The organism is Streptomyces acidicola (assembly GCF_009377235.1).
GTDB classification, from domain to species: domain Bacteria; phylum Actinomycetota; class Actinomycetes; order Streptomycetales; family Streptomycetaceae; genus Streptomyces; species Streptomyces acidicola.
In genome coordinates, this window is sequence record NZ_VMNX01000004.1 from 39,851 (window position 1) to 53,790 (window position 13,940).

Annotated in this window: 13 protein-coding genes; 6 read left to right on the forward strand and 7 right to left on the reverse strand. The window is 68.1% G+C overall.

Going from position 1 to position 13,940, the window contains the following annotated elements; all coding sequences use genetic code 11:
- The first annotated feature begins 27 nt into the window (after positions 1–27).
- The 3 genes from FPZ41_RS02875 (at position 28) to FPZ41_RS02885 (ending at position 1,813) form a co-directional block, all read left to right on the forward strand.
- Entirely contained in the window at positions 28–654 is a 627-nt protein-coding gene (locus FPZ41_RS02875; RefSeq protein ID WP_152858760.1) for a class I SAM-dependent methyltransferase, read from the forward strand.
- Positions 655–686: 32 nt separating this feature from the next.
- On the forward strand, positions 687–1,178 hold the full coding sequence (locus FPZ41_RS02880) for a DinB family protein (RefSeq protein WP_322619758.1): 492 nt from the start codon (positions 687–689) through the stop codon (positions 1,176–1,178).
- 275 nt (positions 1,179–1,453) lie between these two features.
- Complete coding sequence (locus tag FPZ41_RS02885) at positions 1,454–1,813, forward strand: DUF6204 family protein (RefSeq protein WP_152858764.1); 360 nt, start codon at positions 1,454–1,456, stop codon at positions 1,811–1,813.
- A gap of 182 nt (positions 1,814–1,995) precedes the next feature.
- On the opposite strand, the gene FPZ41_RS02890 is transcribed toward FPZ41_RS02885, so the two are convergent.
- The 5 genes from FPZ41_RS02890 to FPZ41_RS02910 all read right to left on the reverse strand — a co-directional run bounded on the left by FPZ41_RS02890 (position 1,996) and on the right by FPZ41_RS02910 (position 7,005).
- Positions 1,996–2,802 carry an urease accessory protein UreD gene (locus FPZ41_RS02890; RefSeq protein WP_152858767.1) on the reverse strand — a complete coding sequence of 269 codons (807 nt, stop codon included), beginning with the start codon at positions 2,800–2,802 and terminating at the stop codon, positions 1,996–1,998.
- A 17-nt stretch (positions 2,803–2,819) separates the two neighbouring features.
- Complete coding sequence (gene ureG / locus FPZ41_RS02895) at positions 2,820–3,533, reverse strand: urease accessory protein UreG (RefSeq protein ID WP_152858770.1); 714 nt, start codon at positions 3,531–3,533, stop codon at positions 2,820–2,822.
- A gap of 44 nt (positions 3,534–3,577) precedes the next feature.
- A complete protein-coding gene (locus tag FPZ41_RS02900) occupies positions 3,578–4,252 on the reverse strand; it encodes an urease accessory protein UreF (RefSeq protein WP_152858773.1) in 675 nt (224 codons plus the stop codon).
- A gap of 96 nt (positions 4,253–4,348) precedes the next feature.
- Complete coding sequence (ureC, locus tag FPZ41_RS02905; RefSeq protein WP_152858776.1) at positions 4,349–6,340, reverse strand: urease subunit alpha; 1,992 nt, start codon at positions 6,338–6,340, stop codon at positions 4,349–4,351.
- Between the two features lie 8 nt (positions 6,341–6,348).
- The gene (locus tag FPZ41_RS02910) at positions 6,349–7,005 is read right to left on the reverse strand and encodes an urease subunit gamma (RefSeq protein ID WP_152858779.1); all 657 of its coding nucleotides are present in this window, start codon (positions 7,003–7,005) and stop codon (positions 6,349–6,351) included.
- A gap of 566 nt (positions 7,006–7,571) precedes the next feature.
- On the opposite strand from FPZ41_RS02910, the gene FPZ41_RS02915 reads away from it, so the two are divergent.
- Both FPZ41_RS02915 and FPZ41_RS02920 read left to right on the forward strand, forming a co-directional pair.
- Positions 7,572–8,117 carry an enolase C-terminal domain-like protein gene (locus FPZ41_RS02915; protein WP_407698742.1) on the forward strand — a complete coding sequence of 182 codons (546 nt, stop codon included), beginning with the start codon at positions 7,572–7,574 and terminating at the stop codon, positions 8,115–8,117.
- A gap of 365 nt (positions 8,118–8,482) precedes the next feature.
- A complete protein-coding gene (locus FPZ41_RS02920) occupies positions 8,483–9,994 on the forward strand; it encodes an alkaline phosphatase D family protein (protein ID WP_194235965.1) in 1,512 nt (503 codons plus the stop codon).
- 527 nt (positions 9,995–10,521) lie between these two features.
- Here the strand turns inward: FPZ41_RS02920 and FPZ41_RS02925 are convergent.
- A complete protein-coding gene (locus tag FPZ41_RS02925; RefSeq protein ID WP_152858785.1) occupies positions 10,522–12,018 on the reverse strand; it encodes a CehA/McbA family metallohydrolase domain-containing protein in 1,497 nt (498 codons plus the stop codon).
- A 337-nt stretch (positions 12,019–12,355) separates the two neighbouring features.
- Here FPZ41_RS02925 and FPZ41_RS02930 point away from each other — a divergent pair, with 337 nt between their 5' ends.
- Entirely contained in the window at positions 12,356–12,598 is a 243-nt protein-coding gene (locus tag FPZ41_RS02930; protein ID WP_152858788.1) for a hypothetical protein, read from the forward strand.
- A 239-nt stretch (positions 12,599–12,837) separates the two neighbouring features.
- Here the strand turns inward: FPZ41_RS02930 and FPZ41_RS02935 are convergent, their stop codons facing one another.
- The gene (locus FPZ41_RS02935; RefSeq protein WP_152858791.1) at positions 12,838–13,716 is read right to left on the reverse strand and encodes a hypothetical protein; all 879 of its coding nucleotides are present in this window, start codon (positions 13,714–13,716) and stop codon (positions 12,838–12,840) included.
- Positions 13,717–13,940: the final 224 nt, after the last annotated feature.

Genomic DNA, 13,940 nt, shown 5'->3' on the forward strand with positions numbered 1-13,940 from the left:
CACACCGAAACCGAGGGAAGGAACCCGATGGAGCGCGCTGACGCGGTGAGGTACTGGGACAAGGTGTATGCGGAGCGGCCCGCGCCCGCTGATCCGCAGCCGAACGACCGCCTCGTCGAGACGGCCACCGCATTGCCCCCAGGGGATGCGCTGGACCTCGGATGTGGTGGCGGCGGCGACGCACTGTGGCTCGCGCGCCGCGGCTGGCAGGTCACAGCACTCGACGTCTCGGCCGTGGCGACCAAGCGACTTGCCCAGCTGGCGCGCTCACGCGGCCTGAGTGACCGGGTCACCGCCCAGCAGCACGACGTACGCGACTCGTTGCCCGAACGGCAATTCGATCTGGTTACCGCCCACTACTTCCACACCCCCTACGCGCAGGACAGGACAGCCATCCTCCGCTCCGCCGCCCACCTGCTGCGTCAGGGCGGACGAATCCTGGTTGTCGATCACGGATCAACAGCACCGTGGTCATGGAATCAGGACCCGGACGTGCGGTATCCGAGTCCTCAAGAGGTCGCAGCCCTGATGCGCCTTTCCCCTGCGGGGTGGACGGTCGAACGCGCGGATGCGCCACACCGGACCGCGGTCGGCCCCGACGGCCGCACCGCCGAGGTCGTCGACCACGTCCTGCTCATCCGCCGGATCCAGTGATACCGATCCAACAAGCCCCCCAGGAGAACGCCGTGCCCACCGCCTCCCGTCGCCGTGACACCCCTCCGCCCCGCACCGCGAACAGCGAAGCCGAGGTCCTGCGCGGATTCCTCGACTACCTGCGTGCCTCGATCGCCACGAAAGTCGAAGGAGCCGCGGAACCTCAAGTCCGGACGCCCGCGGTGCCCTCAGGCACGAGCCTGCTCGGACTGCTCAACCATCTGATCGCCGTCGAGAGCGCGACCTTCCTCGGCGAAAAGGTCACTGACTGGCAGGCGACACTCCAGCCCGCCCCTCAGGACAGCGTCTCCGATGTCGTCACTCGCTACCAGGCCACCGTCGACCGCGCGAACAAGGTCCTCGACGAATGCACGGATCTCGGCGCACCACTGCCCCGACCTGGGCGTTCAGGCCCGTCGCCGAGCGTTCGCTGGGCACTTACCCACATGATCGAGGAAACCGGTCGCCACGCAGGTCACGCAGACATCCTCCGCGAACTCATCGACGGCACCACCGGGCGCTGAGCCGCGTTCCACCTCTCACGTCCACCTGGCACCAGCGCACGTCCGGCCTTCGCTCTGCTCCCGGCTCCGGCTCCGCTGGGCTGTAGGCAGCAAGGCAGCATGGCCCCCAGAACTCAAGTACCACCTATGGCCGGGTCGTTCGGACCCTGCCCGCCCACGCCGCATGCGCTGTGATCCGGTTGCGATCACGAGCCTCGACGGACACGTGGTCACCCTCGTGTCCGTCGCCGGAAACCAGGTGGAGCGCTACCGATCTTGCTGGTTAGTGTCGTGGGATGAGTACTCGTACCTTCCGTATCACCGTCCGCGGTGTCTTCGACGGACTCAGCGCCGATCAGCGGGCCGAGCTTCTGGCCCGCGCCGCAGAGCACGATGTCCTGCGCGCGGCCTTCACGCCCGAGGGGCATCTCAGTTACGACCTGGCAGCGCGATCCGCCTTCACCTTCCGTTTCCTGGATTCCGGGGAGGAAGAGGAGGACATCCTGGAGGCCTCCGAACGCGCTGAGGAGGCGGCGAAGACGTGGCTGACCGAGCGTGGCTACGGCTACAAGAACCTCAGGTCCCAGGCCGAGGACCTCTCCCAGGCGCCACTGGGCAAACGGCAGCGCCGCGCCGCAGCCCAGAAGAACGTCTGATCCTGCAGCTTCACTTTCGCAGCCCCGCCGGCGAGTGCTTTCTCGCCCCGCCGATCCTGGCACGCAGGCGGTTCGTCCCTTCAATCTGTGGAATCCATGGCCACCTGCTACTCCTTGCCACTCTTTCACCTCCGGACAGCAGGGAGCGGCCGCTACGGGCTGATGACCATAAGGGCTCGTGCCTACGGGGTGAGCGCTCGGTGCAGTGCCTGGTCCAGGAGGCGCCGCAGCCGGGTGGCGGTGTCGGCCACCACCGTGGCGAGGAGAGCCGGGCCGCCGAGGGGGACCAGCACGCCGTGGGCCGGGGTGTCGGGGTTGCCGAGGAGGACCGTTGGGCGGGCCGCGGGGGTGAGGGACGGGTCGACGACGAGGAGTTGGCCGCAGGCGCGGTGCGAGCCCACGACGGCCGGGCCGTTCCAGGCGGGGTGGGGATGACCGTAGGAGGTGTGCTGGTCGAGAAGGGGGCGGCCGGCGCGGAGCACGGTGAGGTGGGAGGTCAGGTGGCCGCAGGTCTCACCGGTGCGGCCGAGGACCTGTTCGTCTCTCAGGACGAGGCGGGCGGTGGGGGCGAGGTCGACGGCGCAGGTCTGGCGGAGGTTGCTGCCGGCGGTGCTGATCAGGGGCTGCGGTAGCCAGTGCAGGGCGGCGTCGTCGCCGATGGTGAGGCGGATGTCGTAGGTGGCGGCGTCATCGCTGGGGCCACGCAGGGCGATGGTGGAGGTGGCTGCGGTGATTTCGAGTCGGGCCTGCGGGCCGACGTCGGCGTGGAGGGCGAGTTGGTCGCCGCCGAGGGGGCCGCTCATGGCGCCGATGACGTCTACGCGAGCCAGGTCGCCGCGGGGGCGGAGCTTTTGAAGTTGGAAGGGACCGTCGCTGCTGAGCAGCGGGAGGGTGGTGGCGCGGCCGTTGTGCCCGGCGCGCACCCGGGCGGTCGCCACGACGCCGGATGTGTCCGGGAGGGGTGGGCGGTCTTCGGCGAGCGTGCTCATGTCTCCTGCCGGGTCGGTCAGTGTGCGGTGACGGCGGGTTCGGGGCGTGCGGTCTGCTCGCGCCAGGCGGCGAGGCGTTCGAGTACCCAGTCGGTGACCGGTCGGACGCCGTCGTCGGCGGTGAGGGAGGTGAAGACGACGGGGAGGTTGCCGCGTCGCTGGGCCGCGTCGGAGGCCATGGTGCCCAGGTCTGCGCCGACGTACGGGGCGAGGTCGGTTTTGTTGACGACGAGGAGGTCGGCGCTGGTGATACCGGGGCCGCCCTTGCGGGGGATGTCGTCGCCGCTGGAGACGTCGATGACGAAGATCTGCGTGTCGACCAGGCCCTTGGAGAAGGTGGCGGTGAGGTTGTCGCCGCCGGACTCGACGAGGATCAGGTCGACGGCGCCAAGGCGGTCTTCGAGCGCTTCCACGGCTTCCAGGTTGGCGGAGATGTCGTCGCGGATCGCGGTGTGCGGGCAGGCGCCGGTCTCCACGGCGGTGATCCGTTCGGGGGCCAGGACAGCCTCGCGGAGCAGGAACTCGGCGTCTTCACAGGTGTAGATGTCGTTGGTGACGACGGCCAGCGCATACCGGTCGCGCAGGGTGCGGCACAGTGCGGCGACGGTGGCGGTCTTGCCGGAGCCGACCGGACCGCCGAGGCCGATCCTGAGGGCGCGACGGGTGCCGTCGGGGCGGTGGGCGTCGGCGGAGACGGCGCCGGGGGCGTCGTGCGTGTGGTCGAGGTGCATGGGCGTGAGTTCCTTGGTTCCTTGTGATGTTGGGACGGAAAGGCTCAGGAGGCGAAGAGACGCATCGGCCAGGCGGCGTGCTGTTCGGCGGTGATGTCGAGCAGTGGAGACGAGGCGGCCGGCAGGACGCCGACTCCCTCGTCGGCGACACGAGCGGCGGCGTCGGCGGCCTGGCAGGCAACGGCGTCGATGTCGTCGCAGAGACGGGCGATGACCGCGGTGGCGTCGAACGGGTCGAGGCCGAGCAGCCGTACGGCCGCGGTCGCGGGGGTTGTGACGCTGTCGAAGGCCGCGGCGTGTGCGGCGTCCAGCGCGGTGAGGCCTGCGGCGTGGGCGGCGATGCCCAGTACGACGGGCTGGTGGGCGCCGCCGGGCAGGTCGCGTGCGAGCCGATCAAGCGCCGGGCACGGCCAGGCCGCGCGGGCCGCCCGCAGCATCTGCCGGCCCAGCTTGCGGGACGTGGCCCGCAGCGCCGGGGCGGGCGTACGGGCGTCGGCGGCCTCGTCCAGGACGAGCGGGTCGCATCCGGTGGTGGCCGCGGCGGCCAATGAGGCGGCGGTGAGGCCCGCGGTGTGCAGGCGGCCACGGCAGAACGAGTCGAGGGTGACAGGATCACGGACAGCTTGGGCGGCGACGGCGGCCTCGACGCCGCCGGAATGCGCGTGGCCTCCTGCGGGGAAGCGGCCGTCGGCGAGGACGAGGAGAGCGGTACGGCTCATGGACGACTGGCCATGCCTTTCGAGGGCGCGGCGGATGGGACGGGACGGGCGGCGTCCGGCCTGCTCGGGCCGCCCGTCTCGTCGTTCGCCAGGCGGTCAGAAGATGAAGTAGCGCTGGGCCAGGGGAAGTTCCGACGCGTAGTGCGTGGGGGCCGGCCGCTGGGGGCAGCGCGCCTCGGCCTGCGCCTGTTTCACCTTGCGTCGGCGCAGTTCGGAGATGCAGGTGTCCTCGATGAACACCTCGTAGGTGTCCGGGTCGACTCGGATGTTCGGGGTGGCGTTGTTGAGGATCATGTGCTCTTTGAACACCTGGCGGGTGTCCTTGATCTCGTACAGGGACTTGTTGATGCCGAGTTCCTGCGCGGTGACCGTGGCCTGTGGGCTGACGAAATTGAACGAGTTGACACCCGGCGCGTTCCCCGTGGCGCCCCACACCGGGCGGGGCAGGACGGGCTGCGGCGTGGGGATGGAGGCGTTGGCGTCACCGACCTGCGCGTAGGCGATCTGCCCGCCCTTGAGAACGAGGTGTGGCTTCACGCCGAAGAACTTCGGCTCCCACAGCACCAGATCCGCCAGCTTGCCTGTCTCCACGGAGCCGATCAGGTCGTCCACGCCGTGGGCGATGGCCGGGTTGATCGTGTACTTGGCGACGTAGCGGCGGGCGCGGAAGTTGTCCGCCTCTTCCCGCTGCTGCTTCTGCTGCGCGTCGAGGCCTTCGCGCAGCTGACCGTAACGTGTCCTCATCACATGGGCGGTCTGCCAGGTCCGCATGATCATCTCGCCGATGCGGCCCATGGCCTGCGCGTCGGACGACATGATCGAGATCGCGCCCATGTCGTGCAGTAGATCCTCGGCCGCCATCGTCGAGGGCCGCACCCGGGAGTCGGCGAAGGCCCGGTCGGCCTCCAGCTCCGGGTTGAGGTGGTGGCAGACCATCATCATGTCGATGTGTTCCTTGACGGTGTTGACCGTCAGGGGGCGGGTCGGATTGGTCGACGCGGGCAGGACGTTCTTCTCCCCGCACAGGGTGATCATGTCCGGGGCGTGGCCGCCGCCCGCACCCTCGATATGGAAGATGTGCAGGGGACGGTCCTTGAACGCCGCCTTGGTGCTCTGCACGAAGCCCGCCTCGTTCAGCGAGTCCGCGTGCAGGGCCAGTTGCACGTTGGTGGACTCGCACACCTTCAGGCAGGCGTCGATGACCTGCGGGGTGGCGCCCCAGTCCTCGTGGATCTTGAAGCCGATCACGCCGGCCTTCACCTGGTCGAGCATGGACGTGCGGGACATGGTGCTGCCCTTGCCCAGCACCCCGACGTTCACCGGGAAGTCGTCGAGCGCCTTGAAGAGACGTTCGACGTGCCATTTGCCCGGGGTGACCGTGGTCGCGGTGGACCCCTCGGCCGGTCCGGTGCCACCGCCGATCAGGGTCGTCACCCCGGACGCGAGGGCCTCGCCGACCTGCTCCGGGCAGATGAAATGGACATGGGTGTCCACCCCGCCCGCGGTCAGGATGCGGCCTTTCCCAGAGATCACCTCGGTCTCCGGGCCGATCACGAAGTCCGTCGGCCGGACCCGCGTCGGCCAGTCCGTCCGACCCTCATGGATCTTGTCCATGGTCTCCGGGTTGTACGCCTTGCCGAGGGCGGTGATCCTCCCGTCGCGGATCGCGACATCCGCCTTGACCACGCCCCAGTGATCCAGGATCACCACGCCAGTGATCACTGTGTCCGGAGGGCCGTCCTTCCCGTCGCCGCGTGGCGTAGCCGACTGGCCCATCGACTCACGGATCACCTTGCCGCCGCCGAAGACCATCTCGTTCCCGCTTCTGCTCACCAGCGGGCTGACCTTTTCCTCGTCCTCGCCCTGGCAGTCGTCCTTGCCGTCGGACGTGTCTTTGCCGTCGGGCGCGGGAACGACGGGAAGGCCTGCCCGCCGGTCTCTGGACAGACCGCCGGACCAGTCGTCGGTGACCTTGATACGCAGCGCGGTGTCCGCCAACCGGATCTCGTCCCCGGTCGTCGGGCCGAAGAGGTCTACGTACACCTCGCGCCTGGTCGTCCTGGTGTTCTTCCGCTCAACCACGGTCATCAGCTCCGTCACCGTCCGACTCGTCCAGGGCTCCGCTTCTTCAGCTGCCCGCCGACCTGCCCGCGCAGCCCCAGCACCTTCCGCTCGCCCTCGATGCGGACCAGCTCCACCGTGCGGCGATCACCCGGCTCGAACCGTTCGGACGTGCCGGCCGCGACGTTGAGCCGCTTGCCGTACGCCTGTTTCCGGTCGAACTCAAGCCCTTCGTTGACCTCGAAGAAGTGGTAGTGCGACCCGACCTGCACCGGCCGGTCGGTCGGGTTGTGCACCTCGATCTCAGTGACACCCGACTCCGGGTTCAAAGGCACCGACTCGTCGACGAAGTCGACTTTGCCGGGGTGGAGTTCGACCTCACCGCGCGGTGCGTCGAACGGGTCGTGGATCGTCACCAGCTTCGTGCCGTCCGGGAACGTCGTCTCGACCTGGACGTTGTCGATCATCTCCGGGACACCGTCCATGACGTCGTCCCGGGTCAGGACCCCCCGACCCGAGTCCATGATCTCGCCGACACTCCGGCCGATCCGCGCCTGGTCGTAGACGTAGGCAGTGAGCAGCGCGACCGCCTCCGGGTAGTTCAGCTTGATTCCCTGCTCCCTGCGCTGCCGTGCCACACCGGCCGCCACATGGACCAGCAGGCGTTCCTGCTCATGGGGACTGAAATGCATGGTGCCCTTCTCGGATCCAGCGACGAACGTATGTCGACGGCGCGGAGCGGGCCCACCGGATCCCAAAGCCGAACCACGCTGCGCCGCAGTCGATCGTCCTGGGCCGAATCGGTGCGTCGGCACCGAACCATCCCTTTCACCTCGGACGGACGGCGGGGCGAACACTTCGACGAGAGCAACAGGAGCCGGACTTCAGAGCGCGAATCAGCGATTCCCGGCCATCAGGGTTCGCCTCACTCGGGGGCGCAACACGCGAACGTTTCTCCGCCAGATCCCTGGGCGCCTCGGAGTGGGGGCGCACTCGCGGCAGGACAGGAGCCGCCCCCTACGGCTTTCACAAACGTTCCTTCTACTGCTCTCCGACTGCCGATGCCCGATCAGGAACCGGCATGCCACACGGATGTCCGGTCCAGGCGGTGGTCTGGGCAGTGGCCGGTTCACGCCCACCCAATCGAGCCTGCGCGAGCGGGAATGTACGCGTATGTGCCCCTACGCCGCCGACGGTCTTTGGCAGCTGGTGTTGAATTCAGGCGGCTTCGATTCATGCCGTAACGTGAGCCCGGCAAATCCAGCGCGGCACAGGAAGCCGCCCCGCTGTCCGGGTCCACGGCGCTGGTCATGGACCGCAGTGGGACCGGATCACAGCCACCCGCGTCGGCCGCGTACTTGAGCAGTACAACCTCACCTGGATCGAAGAGCCGCTGGACGCCTACGACGCGGAAGGACACGCGGCTTTCGCCGCCACGCTCGACACACCCATCGCGACCGGCGAGATGCTCACCGGCGTGGGCGAGCACACCACGCTCATCGAGGCCGGCTCCTCCGACTCCGTACAGCCCGACGCTCCTCGGGTGGGTGGCATCACTCCCTTCCTGCAGATCGCGGCGCCGGCCGACCACAAGGGCCGTGCCATGGCACCGCATTTCGTCATGGAGATCCACGTCCACCCGTCCGCCGCCTCCCCGCGTACGGCCTGGGTGGAGCACTTGGAGTGGCCTGAGCCGATGTTCAACGAGCGTCTGGAAGTACGGGACGGACGCAACGGGTGGCGGCTTCGCCGCACGGCCCCGGTGTCCGTAACGCTGGGGCAACTGCGGAACGTCGGGCGTTGATTGGGCGCCGGTTCCACAAGAGCCTGACGCTTCCGGCCATCGCGCGGATGCAATCCCAACAGATATCGTATGCCTTCGAGTTGAAGGGCTCGTTGAGCGTTCCGGAACGCATCCAACGTAATGTGCGTGCCGCCGACGGGCGTTTCAACTCCATCGAAAGATGTCCAGCTAGTGGATCGGTCGAGGGCGCCGCGCGTTGCGGTCTCCCCAAGCCCTCCCGGCCACCAGCCGAAACCTATTCATTGGTCGTTACACATTCGGTCAGAGCTCTGACATCAGGCCGTTGCGGAGATCCATAGATCCTTTCTGCGGGTCCGGACCCACTGAACCCCATGTCGATCCTTATGGATGCGAGGATTCCGGCCTTGTCGAACGATGAATCCGAACGCCCTGCCATGCAGGGGTCCAGCCGCCGCAACTTCCTGATCGTGTCGAGTGCCGCCGTGGCCGCCACAGCCGTCGGGGGAGTCACCGCCACCCCCGCCCTGGCCGCCACGACGGGCACGAGTCCCGGCATCGGTAACTTCAGCTCGTACCCGTTCTCTCTCGGTGTCGCCTCCGGCGATCCCCTGCCCGATTCGGTGATCCTCTGGACGCGTATCGCGCCCGAGCCGCTGATGATCGGCTCCGGGATGCCCAACCGGCCGGTACCCGTCCACTGGCAGGTCGCCGACGACGAGGCCTTCACCCAGATCGCGGTCGAGGGCGAGACCTTCGCCCGGCCCGAGAACAACCACGCCGTACACGTCGATGTGCGAGGCCTGCGGCCTGGCCGCTGGTACTTCTACCGCTTCCGTTGCGGCTCCGAGCTCAGCCCGGTCGGCCGTACGCGCACCCTGCCCGCACCCGGTGCGCCCGTCTCGTCCTTCACGGTCACCCACATCTCCTGCCAGAACTGGGCCGTGGGCTACTTCACCGCTCTGAAGTACATGGCCGAGGACAACATCGACCTGGCGTTCCACCTGGGTGACTACATCTACGAGGGTGCGATCAACGGCGTGGTGCGGGGCGGCGCCTACGTGCCCGACACGATCCGGGCCGCGTGCCGTTCCGTCGATGAGTACCGTCTGCGCTACTCGCTCTACAAGACCGACCCGGAGCTTCAGGCCGCGCACGCCGCGTATCCGTGGGCGATCGTCTGGGACGACCACGAGGTGAGCAACGACTACGCCGGCGGAGTCGACCACGGTCCGGCCCAGCTTGCCCGCCGGGCCGCCGGGTACAGGGCGTGGTGGGAGAACACCCCCACCCGGGTCGACCCGCCTGTCGGACCGGACGAACGCATCTACCGCCGGTTCGCGGTCGGCAATCTGGTGCAGTTCGACATGCTCGACAGTCGCGAGTACCGGACCGCCGACAATGACCCGCTGATCTCCAAGCTCGGCGACGAGCAGGAGACGTGGCTGATCGACGGCATCAACGCCTACGACACCACGTGGAACGTCGCGGCGGTCGGCCAGCAGCTCGGTGGCGTGAATGCCAACAGCCCCACTCGTAACCGCATTTACGAGGCCTACTACGACCGGGGTGTCGCCCCGGTCATCCTGGCCGGCGACCTGCACTGGACCATCGTGTCGGACGCGCTGCTCGCGATCCCGGACGCTTCCAGCCCGGTCGTGGGCGAGCAGTTCATCGTCACGTCCGTCACCTCGACGGGCGACGGTCCGGGTAGCCAGGCGACCAAGAACGGGTGGCTGAAGAACCCGTGGGTGAAGTACGTCGACGGCTACCGAGGCTACATCCGCTCGACGTTCACGCCGACCGGTGTTTACAGCACTCAGCGGGACGTCCAGTTCGTCACCCGGCCGAACGCGCCGGTCTGGGACGCCCAGAACTTCTTCATCGACGCCAAGAAGCCCGGCATCCAGCTGGCTTAGTACTCCCACCCGACGTCGCGATCTTGCGTCGGAACCCGGCGGGGTACAGGTGCGGCCACCGCGTGACGGTCGGGAGTCGTGTGGACTCCTGAGGATCGTGCGGTGGCCGCGGGCCATGGCACAAACCTGTCCGTTGGCGGGCTATGTCCTCGCGCTGCGGAGGCCGGACGAGTCGTGACTGGACCGTGCGCCGGCCGAGTGGGCGATCGTGGCGTAGAGGTGTGGCTACGATAAGTGACCTGGACGTGCTGCGGCCCTCGAAGGGCACCGGAATCAGGTCCGATAGACCGCCTGGGCTGCAGCGGCTCCGTCCGCGTTCCGGCGGCACAGGTGACGGCCGATGACGTGGGCCGTCCCGCGCGGTGAGTCAACCGCCGGTCGTTCCCACACGCCCCGGCCCAACCAACGCAACCACCGTTCCCACGGAAGGCCTTCTGGGCGCTGGACGTACGCACCCGCTGAACAGGGGGACTCGCGTGGCGGTTGTCGCTCCGTGCCCAGCCCCCTGTTCCCGTTCCCGATCCTGACTAGCGGACGTGGACGAAGACGGGGTTGGAGTAGAACCACAGATCGTCCCAGGGGTTTTCCAGCCCGTCGGCGAGCGGCTCGATCTCGTCGGTGCTCGTGCCGCGCACGCGCGCGTAGAGGTCACCTTCCACATTGCGCAGGGTGTAGCGGATCACGTAGTCCTTGCCCTGCTTGCGCCAGTCGCGCGGGCCGAACCTCGCCACCACCTTCGTAGTGGGGTTGGTGTCCGCGTCGAGGTCGGCGCTCGGGCCGGTGATACCGCCGACGATCAGGTCGACGCGCGTGACTTCCGGACGGTCTCCGTTGGCGTTCTTGCCGTCCAGCGGCCGGAACTTGATCTCTATGTCGACATCGGTGCGGTTGCGGGCACTGACGGTGAGCGTCTCGCCCATGGCTGCTTCCCGGTCCTGGTTGCTCGCCGTGAGGTCGAGGCTGGTGATCAGGTCCCCTGTACCGACCCACACGCGCCCGTTGCGGAGCCCGTCCATGATGTCGGCGTAGTCCTGCCGGGCCAGCACATGGGTCTTGCTGTACTCACCGGGCCAGAAGTCGGAGCCGCCGCGCGTCCAGTGCACGTGCGAATCCGAGGTCGCGGTGATCCACCAGCGCCGACCCTCGCCGAGCAGCGCGTCCCACAGGCCACCGACGCGAGCCGTCATCTGGTCGAAGCCACCGTGGGTGGGGTAGCTGCCGTAACCCCCGCGTGCCTCGCCGATGAGCGGGCCCGCCTGGTGACCGGGAGCCCCCTCGAAACCGACGTAGATGTCCGGTGCGACGTTGTTGCCGTTGCGGAACTCCCGGGGAGTGTCCTGCCCGTACACGCCCAGCCCCGTCGCGGAACGCGAGGCATGGTGTGCGATGACCAGCGGCTTGCGTCTCATGTCCTTCGCGGCCTTCAGGAACTCGATCATCTTGGCCTCGGTGTCACGGCCCGGATCGTTGGGGAAGGCGTCGCGCTTGGCGAAGCGGCTCTCCAGTTCGAAGAGCTGCTGGGCCTCGTCACGGTGGTGAGGGATCATCAGCGTGTGGTGGTCCAGGGCGGGCGCGTCGAACTCCATTCCCCAGAACTGAAGGACCTCCGGTACCAGGACGCGTGAGCGCAGGAGGTCGGGGTAGGCCTGCTCAAGGTTCACCTTGGAGTGCGTCGGTCCGCCGTGGTCGGTGCACATCACCCAGGTCAGACCGAAGTGCTTGGCCATGATCGCATTGGTGACGATCGGGTAGACGGCGTCCCCGCCCTTCTGGAACGTCGGCGGATTCGTCGTCGTGTCGAACGTGCCGCTGTATTCCGAGTGCACATGGTGGTCGCCGGCGCGCCACACCCTGCCACGAGAGCTGGAGCTGCCGTTCGTGCGCTCGGCATCGTCGGCCGCCGCCGCGGGGCCACCGCCCACCAACGGGCTTGCCGCTGCCAGCGTCGCCCCGGCGCCGGCGTACTTGACCAACCGGCGGCGCGAGATCGCCGCGCCCTCGGAACCGTCGAAACCCTTGTCCATCAGCCTTAGGCCCTTCAGTCAACTGGGGTGGGGACTACCGTCGTTGAGCCTCGAACGAGGAACCGAATGCGGCGTGAACGCGGAGCGGAGTCGCGACAAACAACAAAGGCCATGGCCGCGAGGCCGGGCAAGCGGGCCCAGTCGTACGCCCCGCTCCACAAGGCCGTGATGGCCCGCACGTCCGATGGCGCACAGCAGCGCGCCGCCTGGATGTGCACATCGACGGCACGACCCGGCGCAGCGGTACACGGAGTCGCCGGTCGGGCACCAGGCCCACCAGGACAGCCGGCGACGACGGGACCAACGGCTGGGGATGCCTGCCGGGAACCCAGCTCTGATGACCCCGGACGCAGTGGCAGCCGTCTACCGGCTGAAGATGAACTCCCAGGCCCAGACCAACCAGGACACCCTAACGCCGACCACCCCGAAGGCGAGCGGCTTACCGTGTGGAAGCCCGACGGTGCTCGACGCCCCGGCCCTGGCCACACGGGACAAGCCCGGCCTGATCGGTGGGACCCTGGTGTGGCTCAGCGGCATCGACCCCGCGCGGGAAGACCGGTGGCAGCCTCTGACCGGCTGATCACAGGAGAGGGGGGCCAGCCCTCGCGGACTGGCCCCCTTCCTGCTTCACTTGCCGGCGCTGAGACAACGTCAGCCGACCAGCCGACGTCACCCGCTCCCGCTGCCCGCAGCGGGGCTGACCGGCTGGCGTACGGCCGAACCCCTGGGCCGCACGTCAGTCAGTTGGACACAGGACCCCTACTGCGGACGCACGCCCGCTACTGCTGTGCCGGGGACGAAGGCAACCGGCACAGCCGATCAGTAACGGTCCAGGATCAGCTGGGTCTTGAGGATGTCGCCGCGATACAGCCAGCCGCGTGCCTCGGCGACCGCGATGGCGTCGCTGTGCAGTTGGGCGGCGTCGTTGTATTTGTCGGTCTTGAAGGACAACTCGATGACGTACTCGGTGCCGGTCCCGCTCGCGTTCACGACAGGAAGGACCTCGATGCTGGCGTCGTCCGAGGACTTCCACGCGCCCGACCAGACCTGCGAGGTCACCGGGCCGTGGGCGCGTGAGGCCTTGAGCGTGTCCGAACCCCAGTTGTTGTAGAGCCAGTCGTCGAGCTTGCCGGGGGTGTCGTTGACCAGCCAGTTGCGGCCGGTGCTGCTCGGCGGCATCGAGGTGCCGGAGTAACCGCTGGCGCTGTGGCTCTTCTCGTTGGAGAAGCTGAGGGTCTGCTTGGCGTAGCCCCAGTCCACCTCGGCGTCGTAGTTGGTGTCGCTGCTGTCGAACCCCGCGTCATTCGCCTCGTCCAGGGCGGCGTTGATGTCGCCGTTGACCACGGGGAACCGCTTCTTGTAGGTCTCCTCGAAGGACGAGCCCGACTTGTGGCGGAGGCGGACGCTCCAGCCCTCGGCGTTGAGGTCGAGTGCGTCGGTGTCGAAGTATTCGTACGACCGCACCTTGGCAGAGCCAGTGATGCCGAAGGCCGATTTCACGGCCGACGTCGGGTTGTGCGACGAGTCGAGCGCGGCAGTGGTCAGGTTGATCTTGACTTCGTACGTCGGCACAGCGTTGGACGCGGCGAACGCCGTCGGCGCGGGGGCGAGCACGGTGACAGCGACGGTGAAGGAAGCGGCCAGGGCGATCGCCGACGAGGTGCGCAGGCGACGGGCCCGCGAAGCGGTTATGTTCATGCCAAGATCGTGTGCTCGGTGAGTGGTCATCAGGCGAGCGGCTGGAGAGGACCTCCTGAACCCGGGATGTCGGGGAGAGAACGCGGCGCCCGTCTCACCGCCGCCGACCGCCTCCGCGGCGCCGGACGCCGCTCACACACAACTGATGCCCGTTCAGTCCCGCACGACGAGTGCTCCACCCGTTGGTCAACTCCGCGTCACTTGATCAGCGGGTGCCCGCAAGT